This is a genomic window from Paenibacillus cisolokensis, from assembly GCF_018403665.1.
Taxonomy (GTDB): Bacteria; Bacillota; Bacilli; order Paenibacillales; family Paenibacillaceae; genus Paenibacillus_AH; species Paenibacillus_AH cisolokensis.
In genome coordinates this window covers 1-20012 of sequence record NZ_BOVJ01000228.1, presented here as the reverse complement: position 1 = coordinate 20012, position 20012 = coordinate 1, and the positions used below count along the sequence as shown (strand labels likewise).

Sequence of the window (20012 nt, the reverse complement as noted above, 5' to 3'; positions counted from 1 at the left end):
ACAAACTTCTTGACACTACCGGAATTTTCACCGTTTTGGGAATTTCCCCCCGGAAAAACTGCACTTTTGCAACTTTGTTCTTTTATTGGTTTTCATCTTCCGGCTGCCAGCCATAGCGGACCCGGATTTACAGCAAGTAATTTCGGGGCTGTGGCCGTTCACAGCGGGTGTGGAGCGAACGAATAAGACCCTGGAGCTTCGCAATCAGGCGCCCAGTGGTTGGGTCTGCGAGGGAGGATGGAGCCCTGGCCGCCATCTTGTTTAAGCTTTGTGGCCAAACAGTATCATTCTCAGACGACGGAGTCTTTTTTTGTCGGCGAAATTTTTGTGCATGTTTCCCGTCTGGTGTACAATAGGCGGTAGGTTTCGACTTTATCGGGAGGGCATGAAGAGTGAAATGGCATGAATTGACGATCGCCACGACAGAGGAAGCGATCGAAATGATTTCGAATTTTTTGCATGAAATGGGGGCAGGCGGCGTAGCGATCGAAGAATCGGGGACGCTAAACAAGCAGCGGGACACGTCTTACGGCCAATGGTATGAGCTGCCGCTCAACGACATTCCGGAAGGCTGCGCCGTCATCAAAGGCTATTTTCCGGAGGAGACCGATATGGAGCGCATCGCCGGGCAGCTGCGTCCGTCGATCGAGCAGTTGCGCGAGTTCGATATCGATCCCGGGCATTATGAGATTTCCGTCAAAACGGTGGACGAGGAAGACTGGGCGAACGCCTGGAAGCAATATTTCAAGCCGATCCGGGTGACGGAGCGGCTGACGATCAAGCCGACGTGGGAGACGTATACGCCGGAGAAGGACGAAATCGTCATCGAGCTCGATCCCGGCATGGCGTTCGGCACGGGCACCCATCCAACGACTTCGCTCTGCCTCAAGACGATCGAATCGGTCATTCGCGGGGGCGAGCAGGTCATCGACGTCGGAACCGGTTCCGGCATTTTGGCGATCGGCGCCGCTTTGCTCGGCGCGGACCGCGTGCTTGCGCTCGATCTCGATCCGGTGGCGGTATCCAGCGCGAAGGAAAACATCAGGCTGAACGGGCTGGAGGATAAGATCGACGTTCGCCGAAGCGATTTGCTGGGCGTGCTGCGCGGCGAAACGGCAGGGGATGAGGACGGCCGGCGTCCGCTGCGACTGTCGCTGCCGGTCGACGTCATCGTGGCCAACATATTGGCGGAGATTATTCTGCTGTTTATCGACGATGTATACGATGCGATGAAGCCGGGCGGCATCTATATCGCTTCGGGCATTTACAAGAACAAGGAGTCGGATGTGGCAGCGGGACTTGCGGCCGCCGGCTTCGAAATCGTCGATCGGAGAAGGGACGAGGACTGGATTGCCTTCGTGGCGGCGAAGCCTTCCGTGGACGACGACGCGCCGGATCGGCGCCTGCGGGGAGAGTGAGCGCGTGGAGCGGTTTTTATGGTATCCGTTGGAGGATTTGCCGTTTATCGTCATCGTGCTCGTGCTCGCTTTTACCGTTCACGAATTCGCGCATGCATACAGCGCGTACAAGTTCGGGGACCATACCGCATACAATGCCGGCCGGGTAACGCTTGACCCGCGCGTCCATCTGGACGTGCTCGGCACGATTCTCATATTGATCGCAGGCTTCGGCTGGGCCAAGCCCGTACCGGTCAACCCGAACCGCTTCAAGCGGCCGCGGCTGATGGGCGTCATCGTATCGGCGGTCGGACCGCTCAGCAATCTGGCGCTGGCCGTGCTCGGCATTTTCGCCGTATACGTGCTGAACGAAACGGCGCTTCTCGATGCCGGCTCGATCGGCGTGCGCAAAGCGCTCGTTCATTTTTCTATTACTTGATCTCGATGAATCTGCTGCTCTTCATTTTTAATTTAATCCCGCTTCCGCCGCTCGACGGCTACCGGATCATTCAAGATTTGGTGCCGCTTCATGTGCGCTACAAGATGGACCAGAACGTTCAATGGGGCATCTTCGTTTTTTGCTGATCGTGTTTATCCCGCCGCTGCGAGCCGTGACGCTGGAGCCGCTGTTCGGCTACTCGTCGAATTTGCTCTGGTTCTTCCAGTCGTTGTTCGAGCGCGTGTTCTCGCCGATGGACTGGTTCCGATTCGGCATGGATTTTGCATCGTGAAACGTGTATGATGAAAGTTGGAGCTTTACAGCTCCTGTGACGGAGCTTGAAAGAGGGTAGCGTTCATGCAGCGATATTTCGTGCCGCCGGAGCAATTCGGCGAAAGCTCGGTCGTTCTGGCCGGCGAAGACGCCCGCCATGCTGTCCGCGTCATGCGGATGAAGCCGGGCGACGAATGCATCGTTAGCGACGGCGTTTCCCGCGAAGCGCGGGTCGTCATCCGCGATGCGGACCCGGAGCGGGTGACGGCGGACATCGTAGAACCGTTGCCGGGGGATCGGGAGCCGGGTTGGTCGGTTACGGTGGCGCAAAGTTTGCCGAAAGGCGATAAAATGGAGATCGTCATTCAGAAAGGAACGGAGCTTGGCGCCGCTGCCTTTGTCCCGTTCCAATCGGAACGAATGATTGTGCAATATGACGCGCGAAAGGAAGCGAAGCGGCTCGAACGGTGGCGAAAAATCGCCAAGGAAGCCGCGGAGCAAGCGCACCGCAGCCGGATTCCGGACGTCGGGCCGGTATTGGCATGGCGGGAGCTGATCGCGCTTTTTCCCCGATACGATGCGGTGTTTTTTTGTTATGAGAAAGCAAGCGGATCGTTGCGGCACGGCTTGCGCACGGCGGTTCGGAGGTGGCTGGACGGCACCGGGAAGGACGCGCCGGCCCCGAACGTGCTGCTGGTCGTCGGTCCCGAAGGAGGCTTCTCCGAACGGGAGGCGGCTGAAGCCGAAGCGGCGGGGGCTGTCGCAGTCGGACTTGGCCGGCGCATTCTGCGCACCGAGACGGCTGCGATGGCGGCTCTTGCCTGCCTGATGTACGAATCCGGAGAAATGGGAGGCGTGTAACACCAATGCCATCGGTTGCATTTTACACCTTGGGCTGCAAAGTAAACTTTTACGATACCGAAGCGATCTGGCAGCTGTTCAAAAAGAAGGCTACGAGCAAGTCGACTTCGAAACGTCGACGGCCGACGTTTATTTGATCAACACCTGCACGGTGACGAATACCGGAGACAAGAAAAGCCGCCAAATTATCCGCCGCGCGATTCGCCGCAATCCCGATGCGGTAATCGCCGTAACGGGCTGCTACGCCCAGACGTCGCCTGCGGAAATTATGGACATTCCCGGCGTCGACCTTGTCATCGGCACGCAGGACCGCGACAAGCTGATGGACTATATTCGGCAAATTCAGCGGGACCGCAAGCCGGTCAATGCGGTGCGCAATATTATGAAGACGCGGGAGTTCGAGGAGCTGGACGTTCCGAATTTTGCCGACCGGACCCGCGCGTTTCTGAAGATTCAGGAGGGCTGCAACAATTTCTGCACCTTCTGCATTATCCCGTGGTCGCGCGGCCTGTCGCGCAGCCGCGATCCGCAAAGCGTCATCAGGCAGGCCCGCCAGCTTGTCGCCGCTGGCTACAAGGAAATCGTGTTGACCGGGATTCATACGGGCGGCTACGGCGACGATCTGGACAATTACCGGCTGTCTGATCTGCTGCGGGATCTCGACAAGATCGAAGGGCTCAAGCGGATTCGCATCAGCTCCATCGAAGCGAGCCAGATCGACGAGGCGATGATCGAGGTGCTGAACCGCTCGGATAAAATGTGCCGCCATCTGCACATTCCGCTGCAGGCCGGCGACGATTCCGTGCTGAAGCGGATGCGCCGCAAATATACGACGGAAGAGTATGCGGACAAGATCAGGCTGATCAAGCGGGCGATGCCGGGCGTGGCGATCACGACCGACGTCATTGTCGGGTTCCCCGGCGAGACGGACGAAATGTTCGAGAACGGCTACCGTTTCATGGAAGAGCTCGGCTTCTCGGAAATGCACGTGTTCCCCTATTCCAAGCGGACCGGAACGCCTGCCGCCCGGATGACGGATCAGGTGGACGAAGAGGTGAAGCATGAACGCGTCCACCGGCTGATCGATTTGTCCGAGCGGATGCAGCTTCAATACGCCGAGCAGTTCGTAGGCCAGGTGCTGGACGTCATTCCGGAGCGCGATTACAAGGGGGCTCCGGGCTCCGGGCTCGTCATGGGCTATTCGGACAATTACTTGCAGGTTGTGTTCGACGGCACGGAAGATCTGATCGGATCGCTGTGCCGGGTACAGATTACGGAAGCGGGCGTCAACGAGTGCCGCGGCCGGCTCGTGCGCGTATTGGAGTCGCACGGACGGGGCGCGACTGCGGCCGGCATTTAAACGCAAGGCCGGCCGGACCGCGCTGGAGCGGCCGGCCGTCTGCGCCGAACGATCGCCGAGCCGCCAGCCGGCCTCGGCGCTTTTCGTCAACAGGGGGTGCCTGAGATGAAGGAAATATCAGCGGGCGGCGTCGTATACCGCCGAACCGAAAATCATGAGCTGCAAATCCAACTGATTCAGGATCGCTACGGCAAAGTGTCGCTGCCGAAAGGCAAGATGGAGCCGGGCGAAACGGTCGAGCAGACGGCGCTGCGGGAAATAGAAGAAGAGACGGGGATGCGCGGCGTCATCAAGGCGCCGATCGACCAGATCAAGTACCGCTACCACCATGAGACAAAAGGGATGGTGGACAAGGAGGTTCATTATTATCTCGTCGAAGCGGTCGACGGCTCGCTGCAGGCGCAAGTCGAGGAAATTCGCGGCGTCGATTGGTTCACCCCGCAGGAGGCTTGGAGGCGGCAGCGCAAATTCGGGTACGACAACAACGACCGCATTTTGGCCGGCGCGTTGAAGCTGCTCGGCGTGGAGGTGACGGGAAATGACTGAACGGAGCATGCCGGAAAATGGACGGATGGGGCGGACATCGCCCGTTTCATCGATCATACGCTGCTCAAGCCGTTCGCGACGAGCGAAGATATTGCCAAGCTGTGCGCCGAGGCGGCGCAATACCGGTTTCGGTCCGTCTGCGTGAACGGCTCGTGGGTTTCCGTGTGCAAGGAACTGCTTGCCGAGACGGACGTCGGGATCAGCGCGGTCGTCGGATTTCCGCTCGGCGCTTCGGCGACCCGCGTGAAGGCGCACGAAGCGGCGGCAGCCGTGGATGACGGCGCAACGGAAATCGACATGGTCATGCCGATCGGCGCCGTCCTGGAAGGGCGGTACGGCGTGCTGATGTATGACGTGTCGGCGGTCGTCCGGGCGGTGGAAGGCGCGGCCATCGTCAAGGTTATTCTGGAGACGGGTTATCTGGACGATGTGCAGAAGGCGGAAGCATGCCGGGTGGCGGAAGCGGCCGGCGCGCATTACGTCAAGACGTCCACCGGCTTCGGCGCCGGGGGCGCGACGGTGGAGGACGTTCTCCTGATGCGCGGAGCCGTAACCTCCGCCATCGGCGTGAAGGCGTCCGGGGGAATCCGGGACGCCGAGACGGCGGTCCGCATGCTTCGAGCGGGGGCCAACCGGCTCGGCACAAGCGCCGGCGTCGCGATCGTCAGCGGACGGTCAAGCGGCGCAGCGCCGGCAAGTAGCAGAGGGGAAGGGCCAGAAGCGAGCTTGCAATATTGAAAATCGTCTGCGCGCGGGCGATCTGTCCGGCCGGACCGGCCGCCATCCATCCGGATACGGCCGCCAGTTCCCCGGTAAAAGGCAGGAACAGCGCCGCGCCGCCCACATTCAGCAGCACATGCGACCAGGCGACGAGCTGACCGGCCCTGCTGCCGCCGACCGAGGCGAGCAGAGCGGTAAAGCAGGTGCCGACATTCGAGCCGAGCACAATGGCGATGCCCAGTGCGGGCGGCAGCGCGCCGATCGCGGCAAGCCCCATCGTCATCCCGATGACTGCGGCGCTGCTGTGCACGATGGCAGTCAGCGTCATACCGGCGGCGACGCCCCAGAGCAGGCTTTCGGCTGCCCGCTCGAGAAACCAGCTGAACAGGCCGCTCGCCTGCACGGCCGGCCCGATCGATTGCATAATCGTAATGCCGCCGATCAGCATGGCGAAGCCGGCGAGGACGACGGATGCCCCGCGCAGCAGCCGCAGCCATTCCGGCATCGGGCGGTCGGCGCGCGTCAGCGGCAGAAGCCGGGCTTCGCAGGCCAGCGCGGTGAACAGCCACAGTCCGAGCGACGCCGCCAGCAGCGGCATGGCGAGCCGGCCCAGATTCAGGCCGATCAGCTCGGTTGTCAGGCAAGTGCCGATATTGGTGCCGAGCACGATGCCGAGCGTGCGCGGAAACGTGAGCAGGCCGGCATTGACGAGCCCGATCGAGATGACGGTGACGGCCGTGCTGCTCTGCAGGAAGGCGGTCGTCACGGTGCCGACGGCCAAACCGCGCAGCGGCGTGTCCGTGGAACGCTCCAGCAGGCCGGACAGCCGGGGGCCGGCAATACGGTGCAGCGCCATCTCCATCAGTTTCATGCCGAGTATAAAGACGGCGAAGCCGTAGAGCACCGGCAGCACAATTGTTTCGAACATATTCGCATCTACGCCCCTTTGCCGTAAGGAATCGGTTGAACGGCGAGCCGGGCCGATCGGTCCGCCGTCGCGCGTGTCGTATCATACATATGCGTTTCGGCAGACAAGCATGACAAGCACCCCCCTCCGGCCCGGCGGCGGGGGGACGTTTTTTACTGTGTTGGAAACGCGCAACGATTATAGAGACGTACAGAGACGTGTAACGATGCTTCCTGCCGCAAAGGCGAAGCCGTTCACGCTTGCATGGAAAGGACATGATGATGAGCAGAGCGAAAATTTATATGGCCAAAGGGCGCACGAAGCGGCTTGAACAGGGCCATCCCTGGATTTACGACAATGAGATCGAACGGATGGAAGGGGAGGCCGAGCCTGGCGATCTGGTGGACGTCTTGCAGTCGAACGGCCGCTATATGGCAACAGGATATTGGAACCCGCATTCGACGATTCGGGTGCGGGTCATCTCCCGCCGGCCGATCGGCGACATGGACGAGCCGTTCTTTCGCGAGCGGTTCGAGCGTTGTCTGAGCCATCGGCGCCGTTTCGTACGCGATCGCGATTGCCGGCTCGTGTACGGGGAGGCCGACTTCTTGCCCGGGCTGATCGTGGACCGTTTTGCCGACGTGCTCGTCGTCCAGCTGCTGACGCTCGGCATGGACCGGCGGCGGGAGACGATCGTGCAGGCGCTCGTCCGCGTGTTCGCCCCGAAAGGCATCTACGAGCGGAGCGATGTCGCCGTCCGGAAGCTGGAAGGACTGGAGGAGCGGAAAGGGCCGCTCTATGGCGAATGCCCGCGGACGGTCGTCATTCGCGAGAACGGGCTGGCGATGGAGGTCGATATCGAGGGCGGACAAAAACCGGTTATTTTTACGATCAGCGGGAGAACCGCGCGGCGATCGCGCCGCTTATGACCGGCTGGGGCGCGCGCAGCGGCATCAGGCTGGAAAGGAGGCCGTACGCGGAATTGCCCGAAGGGGCGGCAGTATGGAAAGGCGCGGTCGGGGACGGTTCCGAAGAAGCGGGGGAGCGCGCGGATGACGGACTGGCGCTCGTGCCGGTCAACGCCAACGGCAAAGTCGTCACGTTCCCGTATTGGGACGGCGCGACCGTGTTGGAATGTTTCGCGCATACCGGAAGCTTTGCGATGCATGCGTGCAAATACGGCGCGAAGAAGGTGACATGCCTCGACGTATCGGAGCACGCGATCGAAACGGCCAGACGGAACGCCGAACGAAACGGCTTTACGGACCGGATCGAGTTCGTCGTCGCCGACGCATTCGACTATTTGCGCAGCCAGGTTAAAGGCCTGGAGGAGCGGGCGAGGCGGGCGCAGGGAGGGGTCGATACCTCCAAGCCGCTCGGGGCGGCCGGGCGGACATGGGACGTCGTCATTTTGGACCCGCCGGCCTTCGCCAAGACGAAAGGCGCGCTCGCCGGCGCCTGCCGCGGGTACAAGGACATCAATCTGAACGGGATGAAGCTGGTCAATGAGGGCGGCTATTTGGTGACCGCAAGCTGCTCTTACCATATGAGCGAGGAACGGTTTCTCGGCACGATCCAGGAGGCGGCGGCCGACGCCGGCAAAGTGCTGCGGCTCATCGAATGGCGTTCCGCGGGCAAAGACCATCCGCGGCTGCTCGGCGTTCCCGAAGGCCATTACTTGAAGTTCGCCATCTTCGAAGTGCGCAGCCGGTAAGCGGATGCGCCAGCCGCATCGGCGCGGGCGCCGGAGCGCTTTTGCCGCGCCAAGGCCTCCCGATGCGGAAGGCCTTGGCCTTGCCGGAGCGGAAGGCCCCTTGTGCCGCGTCGGAGCGGAAGGCCCCTTGTGCCGCGTCGGAGCGGAAAGGCCCTTGTGCTGCGTCGGAGCGGAAAGGCCCTTGTGCCGTGTCGGAGCGCCGATCCGCCGGGAGCGCTTTTCTCCGCCTATTCCCGATAACGGACCTCGATCGGCCCGATTTCCGACCTCACTTTGATTTGCGGTCCGTTCTCCCCTTTCTGTCCCGCAATCGAGCGTTTCGACTGATCGTTTCGCTCTATGTCGAAATTGGTGCCGACTTTCCCGATCTCGGTCGACAAATCGAGGCGGACATTGTCGGGCTCGCGATCCGTTTCGATTGTGACGGCGCCAAGTTCCGTTTTCACGGCAATGTCGTTCTCGATGCTCGGGGCATAGATGTTGACCGTGCCCGTGCTGTTGCTGACCTCGGTCTTCCCGTTCACGTTGTCCAGACGGACCGCTCCGACCGAGTTGGTCACGATTGCCTGCTCCGTTGCCGTATCCGCAACCGTAATCGTCCCCACCTCGCTGCTTACGGCCAGCCGATCCGCATTCACTTCCCGATACTCGATTTTCCCGACGTCGGAATGAACCGTAACGCTGTTGTACGAATGGTCAGGAAGCTCCACGTGCAGTTCGGCTCCCCACGTCTCGATCAGGTCCAGCACATCAAGGCCGGGATTCCGGCTTTTCCCTCGAACGGTAACCTCCAATTGCCCGTCCGTCTCCCGATAATGGAAATCAAAATGCTTTTGCAGCTTTTCCGGATCGGATGTCCGGATGCTCAGGCGCGTCGTTTCATCGGGCGAAAGTCCGATATGAATGGACGGCACGTCGCTCGACACCTTCACTTGCCGGAATGTCGTTTCGAGCGTCGTTTCTTCATTGGCCTGCAGCGGTTGTTCGGACGCTTTCGTGACGGCGTTCATTTTGGCGGTGCATCCGGCAACAAGCAAGACAACCGCGAACAGCGCGGCGCATGCAACTCGTTTTCGGTTAAACATATCATTCGCTCCTTATATGCTCCGGTTTGGTACGGCCTAAGGCCGCGGGCGATCGGTCCCGAATTCTCTTCCTAAGTATACCAGCAGATCCAGTTGGTCAAACGGACCCAGGTCGGTAATTTGCACTGGACTTAGGTCCGGCATAACGGTTGCGCGATTCGTGCCGGAGGTACCGGCCGTCAGGATCTACCGTCGAGTTCTACTGTTGAATCTACCGTCGAGATCTACAGTTGAGATCTACCGTTGAGAACTACTGTTGAATCTACTGTAGGGATCTACTGTCGGGATCTACTGTCGGAATCGGCCATGTCCCGCCCGGTCGTTTAGCCAACATTTTCAGGAACATACGTTTGGTTTTTCTGGTGAAATGGCCGCCGCTTTTATGATAGAATAGGAGAATCGAAAAAGTCGGAGAAAGCGGGGAGAAGGATGGGGTTGCGTTTTGTGCTCGGGCGGTCCGGGGCCGGCAAAACCCGGTTTTGCCACGATGAAATACGGAGCCGGCTGCGGGAAAATCCCGACGGTCCGCCGCTCATACTGCTCGTGCCGGAGCAGGCGACCTTCCAGAGCGAATACGCGTTGCTGAAGGACGGCGGCCTGCCGGGTACGATTCGCGCCCAGGCGCTCAGTTTCCGGCGGCTCGCGTTTCGGGTTATGCAGGAGACCGGCGGCACGGCGCTCGTGCCGATTGGCGAGAACGGGCGGAATATGCTGCTCTACAAAATCGTTCACCGGCTGGAATCGGAGCTGGAGCTGTTCCGGCACGGCGCGGATCAGCCGGGCTTTATCGAGCGGCTCGGCGATCTGTTGACCGAGTGGAAACGATACGGCATCGACGCCGCGGCGCTGGGCGGCTGGATCGAGTCGGGAGCGGCCGCGGCGGCCGGAACGCTGCTGGCGCGCAAGCTTCGCGATTTGCGGCTCGTCTACGAGCGGCTGGAAGCCGAGATGGCCGGCCTTTATGTCGACGCAGAGGATGATTTGGCCCATCTGGCCGCCGGATTCGGCGCCGCGCCTTCGATGCGGGGGGCGGAGATATGGGTCGACGGGTTCCACGGCTTTACGCCCAAGGAATATGAGGCGCTCGGCGCTCTGCTGCGTTCGGCGGCTCGCGTTACGGTCGCGCTTTGTCTCGACCGCGAATACGGGCCGGACGAGCGTCCTCACGAGCTCGAGCTGTTCCACCCGACGGCGGAGACGTACATAAAGCTGCGCGAGCTGGCCGAGTCGAACGGCGTCGGCCTGCTGGAGACGATCGTACTGGACGGCAAGCCGCCCCGCCGCTTTGCGGACAGTCCGATGCTCGCCCACCTGGAGAAGCATTTTGCCGCGCATTCGTCTTACCGGCCCGCCGATCCCGGCGAGCTCGCCGCGGACGATCCGCGCTGCGGCATATCGCTGCACGCGGCGGCAAACCGCCGCGCCGAAGTCGAAGCGGCGGCGCAGGATATGGTCCGCCGGGCTCGCGACGAAGGCTTGAGATGGCGGGATATGGCCGTCATCGTGCGCAATCCGGCCGACTACGCCGATTACGCGGAAGCGGTGTTCGCGGAATACGGCATTCCGTATTTTCTCGATCAGAAGAAGACGGCCGTTCATCATCCGTTGACCGAGTTCATCCGCTCGGCGCTGGAGACGGTGCTCAAAGGCTGGCGGTATGAGGCGGTATTCCGCTGCATCAAGACCGAAATGCTGTTTCCCGACATTCCGGGCGGCAGCCGGGAGCTGTACGACCGGCTCGAAAATTACGTGCTCGCGGCAGGCATCGACGGTCGCAAATGGCTGGACCGGAAAAGCTGGAAGCCGCTGTCGTTCGGCGACCTGGAGCGGGAAGACGGCGAGACGGCGCCGGCCGATCCCCGGGAGTTCGCAGCCGTAATGGAAGCGCGGGAGTCGATCGTGCCGCCGCTGCGCCGTTTCGGGCAAGCGCTCAAACGCGCCGGCAGCGTCAAGGAGATGTGCGCCGCGCTGTACCGGCTGCTTGATCACGCGGATGCGGCCGATCGTCTGGAACGATGGAGCCGCGCCGATCTGGCGGCCGGACGGCCGGAACGGGCGCGCGCCACCGGCAATTGTGGGACGGCGTCATGGAGCTGCTCGATCAACTGGTCGAGCTGGCCGGCGACGAGCAAATGCCGCCGGAGCTGTTCGCCGGGATGGTCGAGACCGGTCTCGAAAGCTTGAAGCTCGCTTCCGTACCGCCTGCGCTCGATCAGGTGCTGGTCGGCAGCCTGGACCGCACCCGTTCCGCCCCGGTTCGCGTCTGCTATGTGCTCGGCGCTAATGACGGCGTCATGCCGATGCGCATTCAGGAGGACGGGGTGTTGACGGAGCCGGAGCGGGAGCGGCTGCAGGCGGAAGGGCTCGCGATGGCTCCCGGCGTGACGAGACGGCTGCTCGACGAGCGCTTCCTGATTTACGTCGCGCTGACGACGCCGTCGCAGCATCTGTGGCTGAGCTGGTCGGCGGCCGACGAGGAAGGCAAAAGCCTGCACGCATCGGAAATTGTCCGGCAGGTGAAGCGGCTGTTTCCCGGGCTTGAGGAACGGGCGGTGCCGGGCGAGCCGTCGCCGGATCAAGAAAGCATCGAACAGCTTCGCTTCGTGTCGCGCCCGGAGCGGACATTGTCCCATCTGATCGGCCAGCTGCGGCAGTGGCGGCAAGGGGCGGAGATCGCGCCGTTCTGGTGGGACGTATTCAACTGGTTTGCTGTGCGGCCGGAATGGCAGGACAAGCTGCAGATGCTGACATCGTCGCTCGATTACGACAACAGGGTGCCTTCCCTGTCGCCGGCGACGGCGAAGGAGCTGTACGGCGAGCGCCTGACGGCGAGCGTCTCCCGGCTGGAGCGGTTCGTATCGTGTCCGTTTCAGCATTTTGCGATCCACGGCCTGCGGCTTAAGGAGCGGCGGCTCTACCGGCTAGAGGCGCCGGACGTCGGCCAGCTCTTTCATGCGGCGCTCAGCCGGCTTGCCGCCGATCTTGGCGACCGCTGGGGCGTGACGCCGGCGGGCGGCATCCGCGCGGCGGCGGCTTCCGCCGTCGAGCAGCTGGCGCCGCGCCTGCAGTCGCAAATCTTGCTCAGCAGCGGCCGATACCGGTATATCGCCCGCAAGCTGACCGAAATTGTCGGACAAGCCGCGATCATACTGGCCGAGCACGAGCGGCGTGCCGCATTCCGTCCTGTCGGTCTCGAGATCGGCTTCGGACCGGACGGCACGCTTCCCGCGCTTGTCGTTACGATGGCGGACGGCCGCACGCTCGAGCTGGTCGGACGGATCGACCGCATCGACGCGGCCCGCACGGAGGAGGGATGGCTGCTGCGCGTGCTCGACTACAAATCGTCGGCGACGCAGCTGCGGCTGGAGGAAGTGGCGCATGGCCTGTCGCTGCAGATGCTGGCTTACCTGGACGTGCTGCTGACGCATGCGCCCGCCTGGCTGGGCGGACCGGTCGCCCCCGCCGGCGTGCTTTATTTTCACGTTCACAATCCGCTGCTTGCGGCATCGAACGGCATGAGTCCGGAGGAGGCGCGCCGCCAGCTGCTGAAGCGGTTCAAAATGCGCGGCTTGCTGCTGGCCGACGAATCCGCCGTGCGGATGATGGACGGCGAGCTTGATACCGGCTATTCGGATCTTCTGCCGGTCGCGATCAAGCGGGACGGCGGCTTCTACAGCAGCTCGTCCGTCGTCGGCAGCGAAGGCTGGGAGGTGCTGCGGCGCTCGGTGCGGCGCAGCATCGCGCGGATCGGCGGCGAAATCGCGCAGGGCGAGATCGGCATCGCGCCATACCGGGCCGGCGCGAAGACGCCCTGCCAGTATTGCGCGTACAAGCCGGTCTGCCAGTTCGATCCGCTAATCGAAGGCAACGACTACGTCAAGCTTCCGCGGGTGACCGGGGACGAAATCTGGAGGCTGCTGGAGCGTCAGGCCGCCGAAAGCGGGAAGGATGTGGAGTCTGCGCCGGACGAGGCCGCCGAAACGCCGGCGAAGCGGGCGGAAGAGGGGCTTTCCTCGGAAGAACATGCTGCGGAAAAGCGGCTGACGGCGGCAGACCGTGCGGACGCATCCGGCATGAACCGGGAACGCGGCCGTTCCGGGAACGAAAGGAGAGGAGAGGGCGACGATGCCGGTACATAACATCCCGAAAAGCCGGAAGGCTCGGCCTGGACGGACGACCAGTGGAAGGCCGTTGCGACCGGCGGCCGCAACGTGCTCGTCGCTGCGGCGGCCGGCTCGGGCAAGACGGCGGTGCTCGTCGAGCGGATTATCCGCAAAATATCCGCCGACACCGACGTCGACCGCCTGCTTGTGGCGACGTTCACCAAAGCGGCTGCGGCGGAGATGAAGGAGCGCATCCGCATCGCGCTCGAGAAGGCGCTGGAGCGCGAGCCGGATTCGGAGCATCTGCGGCGGCAGCTGGCACTCATGAACCGCGCCGCCATCACGACGATCCACTCCTTCTGTCTCGATGCGATCCGGCGCTATTATCCGCTTATCGGGCTCGATCCCGGATTCCGCATCGCGAACGAAACGGAAAGCGAGCTGCTGCGGCTCGATGCGCTGGATGCCCTGTTCGACGAAAATATGAGGATGCGGGAGACGGCGGCGCATTTTTGCGGCTCGCCGACCGTTTCGGAGGCGAACGGGGCGATGAACCGCTGTATCGGCTCGTTCAGCAGCTGTACGAATTTTCGCGCAGCCATCCGTGGCCGGAATATTGGCTGCGGGAGACGGCCGCCGCGTTCCGGGTAGCCGACGTCGCCGAACTCTCCGCCACACCGTGGGCGGCCGCCATCTGCGAGGATGCCGCGCGGTCGCTCGCCGGCGCGGCGGACCTGCTGCGGCAGGCGAAGGCGGTGGCGGAGCTGCCGGACGGACCCGCGAACTATGCCGGCACGCTGGCGGAAGACCTGGAGGTCGTCGAACGGCTTCACCGGGCAGTGGACGAAAGATCGTGGGGAGAGCTGCCGGAGCTGTTTCGCGAAGCGGCGTTCGGCAAGCTGAAGGCGGTGCGCGGCGACAGCTGCGACAAGGCGCTGCAGGAGAAGGCGAAGGAACTGCGCGAGCAGGCGAAACATATCGTCCTCGGCATGCGTGACGATTGGTTCGGCCGCCCGGCGGAGGCGTTCGTCCGCGAGCTCGCGGAGCTCGCGCCGCTGATGGAAGCTCTCGCGGAGCTCGTGATCGAATTCGGCCGCCGCTACGAGGCGGCGAAGCGCGAACGCGGCCTGCTCGATTTCGGCGATCTCGAGCATTACTGTTTGCGCATTTTGCGGGACCCGTCCTCAACACCGGAGAAGACCGTGCCTTCGGCGGCTGCGCTGGAGTACCGGCGCCAATTCGAGGAAGTGCTGCTGGACGAGTACCAGGATACGAATACGGTCCAGGAGGCGATCGTCGAGCTGATCTCCCGCGAAGGAGCGGGCAACCGGTTTATGGTCGGCGACGTCAAACAGAGCATTTACCGCTTCCGGTTGGCCGAGCCGAATTTGTTTCTGCAAAATATAGAGCATACCGTTCGGATGCGGAAATCGGCGGAGAGACAGAGACGCCGGCCGATCCGCCTGAGACAGAAGCGCAGCCCGATCACGCCGGGACAGGAGCGCCGGCCGGAGCGGGCGCGCCGGGTGCCGCCGACAGGGAAGCGCCCGGACTGCGCATCGATTTGTCGCGCAATTTCCGCAGCAGGCCCGAAGTGGTGAATGGCGTCAACGACGTATTCCGGGCGATTATGCGGGAATCGGTCGCCGAGATGGACTACGACCGCAGCGCGGAGCTCGTCTGCGGCGCTTCGTATCCGCAGCCGCCGGCAGGCGACGACCGGTTTGCGGTCGAGCTAAGCGTGATCGACCGCGGAGGCGTCCGCGCCGCAGTCTCCGCCGACGCCGGCGCTGCGGACGAAGACGAAGCGGAGGCGTCCGCCCGCGCGGCGGAAGCGGCGGAAGACGCGCTGACCGCCCAGCTGGAAGCGCGCCATATTGCGCGCCGGATTCGCGAGCTTGCCGACGGCGGCTTTCGCGTGTACGACGGCCGGAAAGGGACGGACCGTCCGCTCGCCTGGCGGGATGTCGTCATCCTGCTGCGCGCCACCCGGCAGTGGGCGCCGGTCATGATCGAGGAGCTGCAGGCGGCCGGCATTCCCGCTTACGCGGAGCTGAGCACGGGATATTTCGACGCGACGGAAGTGGAAGTGATGCTGTCGCTGCTGCGGGTCATCGACAACCCGTACCAGGACATCCCGCTTGCCGGCGCGCTTCGCTCGCCGATTTTCGGATTGACGGCCGAGGAGCTGGCGCGAATCCGCATTCCGTCGCGCCATTCGTCGTATTACGAAGCGGTGCTGCGGGCCGCGGGAGATTTGCTCGTCGCCGAGGATACGCGCCGCAAGCTGTCGCTCTTCCTCGACCGTCTCGACCGCTGGCGGGACGAAGCCCGCCAGGGATCGCTCGCCGAGCTGCTGTGGAACATCTACCGCGAAACCGGATATTACGATTGGGTCGGCGGACTGCCCGGCGGCGCGCAGCGGCAGGCGAACCTGCGGGCGCTGTACGACCGGGCGAGGCAATACGAGGCGACCTCGTTTCGCGGGCTGTTCCGGTTTTTGCGGTTTATCGACCGGATGCGGGAAAGCGGCGGCGACCTCGGCACCGCGCGCGAGCTCGGGGAGCAGGAAGACGTCGTCCGGATCATGTCGATCCATAAAAGCAAAGGGCTCGAGTTTCCGGTCGTGTTCGTGGCCGGGCTCGGCAAGCCGTTCAACCAGCAGGATGTGAACGGCGCTTTTCTGATGCATAAGGAGCTCGGGTTCGGTCCGCGCTATGTCGATCCCGAATTGCGGATTGCTTATCCGACACTGCCGTATTTGGCGGTGCGCCAGCGCATGCGGATGGAAATGCTCGCCGAGGAAATGCGCGTGCTGTACGTGGCGATGACGAGGCCGAAGGAGAAAATGATTCTCGTCGCCACGGCGGACGACGCGCAGCGGCAGCTTGAGCGGTGGCGGACGGCGGCGGACGGCGGCGCGATTCCCGATTACCGTCTGGCGGCCGCCCGCTGCTACCTCGACTGGCTCGGTCCGCTGGCCGCGCAGGCGGGTATGCTGGTGCGGGTGGAAGACGGAGCGGCGGAAGACGGCGCCGGGACATTCACGGCCGAGCCGGCGCCGCCGGTCACCGGCGGAATGGCGGTGCGGCCGGATGAGGTTGCGCCGCAGCCGGGCGACAGGGACGCAGCGGCCCGGACGGACGGCGCGTCTCCCCGGGACGGCGGCGATACGGCGGAAGCCGCGCCTCCGCTGCGGGATTGGCGACTCGGCGTCGTGCCCGCTCACTTGTACGGAACGGAAGCGGCCGCCGCGTCGGAACGGAACGAGGCGAAGGAGGCCGAGCTGGCCGAGCGGCTGCAGGCCGTGACGGCGCTCGTACCGGTCGAAGGCGGCGAAGACGCCGCCGAAATCGCCCGCAGGCTCGATTGGGCGTACAGCCGGCCAGGAGCGGCCGCCGTGGCGGCGAAGACGTCGGTCACCGAGATGAAGCGGCTGCACGGGGAAGCGCTGCGGGATCGCGAAGCGGCGACGCTGGAAGAGGGAGCGGCGCTGCTTCGAGGCGCCGGCGCCAAGCAGCCGGGCCTGGAAGCCGGAGATGGCCGTTCGGTGTCAGGCGGCCGTTCCGGGCAAGGCTTCATCGGCGGCGGATATACCTTCCGCCTGCGCCGGCCGCGATTTATGGAGGAACGTTCGCTGACGGCGGCGGAGCGTGGCACTGTCAGCCATCTGCTGATGCAGCATGTGCCGCTCGACGCGGAACCGGACGAAGCGCTGCTCAGGCGTACGGTCGATTCGCTCGTGGAACGTCTCACTCTGACCCGCAAGCAGGCGGAAGCGATCGACCTTGCGGCGGTGCTGGCGTTTTTCCGTTCGGAGCTCGGGCAGCGGCTGCGCCGCGCCGGTCTCGTCCGCAGGGAAATGCCGTTCAGCTGCGCTTTCCCGGCGGAGCGGGTATATCCGGGCGCGGCGGAGGATGTCCGCGGCGAGACGGTTCTCATTCAGGGCGTCGTCGACTGTCTGTTTGAGGATGAGGGCGGACTCGTGCTGGTTGATTACAAGACGGACCGGATCGATATGAAGCAGTGGGATAGAGCCGCGGAACGCCACCGCTTTCAGCTTGAGCTGTACGCCGACGCCATCGCTTCGGTGCTGGGCAAGCCGGTGACGGAGTGCTACGTGTTCTTTCTGGACGGCGCGCAGACAGTTCGGTTGAAATAACCGCGTAGGCCGGCAGGAATAACCGCAGCGGCGGAAGCCGGTTGGATGACCGGTAGAAGGCTGTTGGGATTACGGTGGCGGAAGCCGGTTGGAATTACCCGGTGAGGGCTGATTGGGGTTACCCGGCCGAGGTTGGTTGGAATTACGGCGACGGCCGCCGGTTGGGATTACCCGGCGGAGGCTCGTCGGGATAATGGCATGATGAAGGAGGAGAAACGACGGTGCGGATTTTGCATACGGCGGACTGGCATTTCGGCCGGACGCTGGAAGGAAGAAGCCGCCTCGAGGAGCAAGCGGCCTTCGTGGACGAGCTTGTAGCGATCGTCCGCGAGGAAGAGATCGACCTTGTGCTGATCGCGGGCGACGTATACGACTCGGTCAATCCGCCGGCGGCCGCGGAGCAGCTCTATTACGACGCGCTGTCGCGCTTGTCGGAAGGCGGAAAACGGGCGGTCGCCGTCATCGCGGGCAACCACGATCATCCCGACCGCGTGGCGGCCGCTTCGCCGCTCGCTCGCGCAAGCGGCATCCGGCTCGCCGGCTTGCCATCGGCGGAGGCCATGGAAATTGCGGTGCCGCGAACCGGGGAGATGGCCGTCATCGCCGCGCTGCCATACCCGTCCGAGTCTCGGCTGCGGGAACTGCTCAGCGAGACGGCGGACGAGGCGGAGCTGCGCAGCGCCTACTCGGAGCGGGTAACCCGGCTGATGCGCCGGCTGGCGGAGTCGTTCCGCCACGATACGGTCAATATTGCGATGAGCCATCTGTATGTGCTCGGCGGCCTGGAAAGCGATTCGGAGCGGCCGATCCAGGTCGGCGGCGCCTATACGGTCGATCCCGCGGCGTTCGACTGCGGCGCCCAATACGCGGCGCTCGGCCATCTGCACCGGCCGCAGCGGGTTGCGGGGAAGGAGTGGCTGCGCTACAGCGGGTCGCCGCTCGCCTACAGCTTCTCGGAGGCGGGCCAGGCGAAATCGGTGACCGTCCTCGATCTGGCGCCGGGACAAGCGGCCAGGCCGCGGGAAATTTATTTGTCCTCGGGCAGGCCGCTCGCCGTCTGGAAAGCGAAAGGAGGCCTCGCCGAAGTGCACCGATGGCTGGATGAAGGCCGCGACGCGCGCGCCTGGATCGATCTGGAGCTGTGGGTGACCGACGCAATCGCCCCGGATCAGATTCATGCGCTGCGCAAGCGGCATGACGGTCTTCTGCACATTCGCCCCGTCTATCCGGAAAAGGATGGCGCGGACGATCCGGCAGGCCTGCGCGAGCGGCTGCCGGTGGACGAGCTGTTCCGGCGGTTTTATACGCGCCAGACGGGCGGCGCGGAGCCGGATGAGGCGACGGTGCGCCTATTTATGGAGCTGCTGGAGGAGCAGGAGCGCGAGGAAGCGGACATGGACGAAGAACGCGGGGAAGCCGCGGTGGCGGAAGGAGGAAGGCGGTCATGAAGCCGATCAGGCTGAAGCTGGCGGGGCTGCAAAGCTACCGTGAAGCGCAGGAGATCGATTTCGAGCGGCTGTGCGAGGGCGGAGTGTTCGGCATCTTCGGACCGACGGGCAGCGGCAAATCGAGCATTCTGGACGCGATGACGCTGGCGCTTTACGGCAAGGTGGAGCGCGCCGCCGGCGGTACGCAGGGCATTATGAACCAGGCGGAAAAAACGCTCTTCGTCGCGTTCACGTTCGAGCTGAACGGCGGCGGACGGACGCGGCGCTTCCGGGTGGAGCGGCAGTTCAAGCGGAGCGGCGACGTTTCGGTCGGCAGCGCGCTCTGCCGCTTTATCGAGCTGCTGCCGCAGGGCGAGCAGGTGCTGGCGGATAAGCTGGCCGACGTCAACCGCTGCGTGGAAGAGCATATCGGCTTGAACATGCAGGATTTCACGCGCGCCGTCGTGCTGCCGCAAGGCAAGTTTGCGGAGTTTCTGTCGCTCACGGGCAAGGAGCGCCGGTCGATGCTGCAGCGGCTGTTCCGGCTGGAGCGTTACGGCGACGGGCTGGCCGCGCGCCTGCAGCAGCGGGTCAGAGCCGCCGAGTCGGCGCTGGCCGAAGCGGCCGCGGAGCAGCAAGGGCTCGGCGACGCCTCGGCCGAGGCGGTTGCCGCGGCCGAGGCGCGCTGCCGCGAAGCCGCGCGCGAAGCGGAGCAGGCGCGGCGCGCGCTCGCGGAAGCGGAGCGGGTGTACGCGGAGCAGCAGGAGGTGCGCGCGCGGCAGGAAGCGCTGCGCGCCAAGGAGGCGCTGCAGGCGAAGCTGCTCGAAGACGCGCCGAAGGTGGAGGCGCTCGAGGCGGAGCTGCGGCGCCTTGCGGCGGCCGAGCGCCTGATGCCGGCGCTCGACGCCCGCGACGCGGCCGAAGCGCAGCTGCGCGCGCTTGCGGCGCGCCGCGAGGAGGCCGGGCGGACGCATGCCGCCCGGCAGGAAGCGGCCGCGGCGGCCGCGCCGCATGGACC

General features: G+C 64.0%; 11 protein-coding genes and 4 pseudogenes. 13 read left to right on the top strand and 2 right to left on the bottom strand.

The window, feature by feature from the left end:
- The 7 genes and pseudogenes from PACILC2_RS24805 to deoC all read left to right on the top strand — a co-directional run.
- Nucleotides 1-186, top strand: a 186-nt coding sequence (locus PACILC2_RS24805) for a hypothetical protein (RefSeq protein ID WP_213531573.1), incomplete at its 5' end; no start/stop codon positions are given.
- A 206-nt stretch (nucleotides 187-392) separates the two neighbouring features.
- Entirely contained in the window at nucleotides 393-1418 is a 1026-nt protein-coding gene (prmA, locus tag PACILC2_RS24800) for a 50S ribosomal protein L11 methyltransferase (RefSeq protein WP_213531572.1), read from the top strand.
- Nucleotides 1419-1422: 4 nt separating this feature from the next.
- Nucleotides 1423-2128 (top strand): annotated as a pseudogene (locus tag PACILC2_RS29655) (site-2 protease family protein).
- A 65-nt stretch (nucleotides 2129-2193) separates the two neighbouring features.
- Nucleotides 2194-2970, top strand: coding sequence for a 16S rRNA (uracil(1498)-N(3))-methyltransferase (locus PACILC2_RS24785; protein WP_213531570.1), 777 nt, complete (start codon nucleotides 2194-2196; stop codon nucleotides 2968-2970).
- A 5-nt stretch (nucleotides 2971-2975) separates the two neighbouring features.
- A pseudogene (mtaB, locus tag PACILC2_RS24780) lies at nucleotides 2976-4330 on the top strand (tRNA (N(6)-L-threonylcarbamoyladenosine(37)-C(2))-methylthiotransferase MtaB).
- A gap of 96 nt (nucleotides 4331-4426) precedes the next feature.
- Entirely contained in the window at nucleotides 4427-4876 is a 450-nt protein-coding gene (locus tag PACILC2_RS24775) for an NUDIX hydrolase (protein ID WP_145977183.1), read from the top strand.
- A 36-nt stretch (nucleotides 4877-4912) separates the two neighbouring features.
- A complete protein-coding gene (deoC, locus tag PACILC2_RS24770; protein WP_213531584.1) occupies nucleotides 4913-5614 on the top strand; it encodes a deoxyribose-phosphate aldolase in 702 nt (233 codons plus the stop codon).
- Here deoC and PACILC2_RS24765 read toward each other — a convergent pair.
- Complete coding sequence (locus PACILC2_RS24765; RefSeq protein WP_213531568.1) at nucleotides 5541-6524, bottom strand: Na/Pi cotransporter family protein; 984 nt, start codon at nucleotides 6522-6524, stop codon at nucleotides 5541-5543. The genes deoC and PACILC2_RS24765 overlap by 74 nt on opposite strands.
- Nucleotides 6525-6784: 260 nt before the next feature.
- On the opposite strand from PACILC2_RS24765, the pseudogene PACILC2_RS24760 reads away from it, so the two are divergent.
- Nucleotides 6785-8217 (top strand): annotated as a pseudogene (locus PACILC2_RS24760) (class I SAM-dependent rRNA methyltransferase).
- A gap of 227 nt (nucleotides 8218-8444) precedes the next feature.
- On the opposite strand, the gene PACILC2_RS24755 reads toward PACILC2_RS24760, so the two are convergent.
- Nucleotides 8445-9302, bottom strand: coding sequence for a DUF4097 family beta strand repeat-containing protein (locus PACILC2_RS24755; protein ID WP_213531566.1), 858 nt, complete (start codon nucleotides 9300-9302; stop codon nucleotides 8445-8447).
- A gap of 429 nt (nucleotides 9303-9731) precedes the next feature.
- Between PACILC2_RS24755 and PACILC2_RS29040 the strand changes: the two genes are divergently transcribed.
- From PACILC2_RS29040 to PACILC2_RS24730, 5 genes and pseudogenes are all read left to right on the top strand, one after another.
- The gene (locus PACILC2_RS29040) at nucleotides 9732-11486 is read left to right on the top strand and encodes a PD-(D/E)XK nuclease family protein (protein ID WP_307860710.1); all 1755 of its coding nucleotides are present in this window, start codon (nucleotides 9732-9734) and stop codon (nucleotides 11484-11486) included.
- Nucleotides 11390-13441 (top strand): PD-(D/E)XK nuclease family protein, encoded by a 2052-nt coding sequence (locus PACILC2_RS29035; protein WP_307860711.1) that lies wholly within the window; start codon nucleotides 11390-11392, stop codon nucleotides 13439-13441. Before PACILC2_RS29040 ends, PACILC2_RS29035 begins: the two co-directional genes overlap by 97 nt.
- Before the next feature lie 9 nt (nucleotides 13442-13450).
- Nucleotides 13451-17567, top strand: a pseudogene (locus PACILC2_RS28225) (UvrD-helicase domain-containing protein); the annotation flags it as partial.
- A gap of 221 nt (nucleotides 17568-17788) precedes the next feature.
- The gene (locus tag PACILC2_RS24735) at nucleotides 17789-19015 is read left to right on the top strand and encodes an exonuclease SbcCD subunit D (RefSeq protein WP_213531564.1); all 1227 of its coding nucleotides are present in this window, start codon (nucleotides 17789-17791) and stop codon (nucleotides 19013-19015) included.
- A partial coding sequence (locus PACILC2_RS24730) for an AAA family ATPase (protein ID WP_213531561.1) occupies nucleotides 19012-20012 on the top strand: 1001 nt, incomplete at its 3' end. The genes PACILC2_RS24735 and PACILC2_RS24730, both read left to right, overlap by 4 nt.